We start from the raw sequence: 228 nt of genomic DNA on the forward strand, positions 1-228 counted from the left end.
TCCCAAGGTTATTTACACCTAAATCTATTGCGGCTTTCAAACCTGATTCAGATAACTTAACATCCTTTCTAGTATAAACTACTTCAATTACATAACATCCAGTGCTGGGAATTATTCGTACACAATCATAATTTTGTGCATGTTTGGAGTGAATGAGAATACTTGTTTTATGTAAGTGAATAATCCCTGATTTTTTGAGTTTTTTATAAGCTCGTGTATAGGGATATT

Annotated in this window: 1 pseudogene; it reads right to left on the bottom strand. The window is 32.0% G+C overall.

Annotated elements, in window-relative coordinates:
• A pseudogene (locus AABK37_RS42225) lies at window positions 1-228 on the bottom strand (RNA-guided endonuclease TnpB family protein); the annotation flags it as partial.

It is taken from the genome of Tolypothrix sp. VBCCA 56010, from assembly GCF_050875635.1.
Classification (GTDB): domain Bacteria; phylum Cyanobacteriota; class Cyanobacteriia; order Cyanobacteriales; family Nostocaceae; genus Hassallia.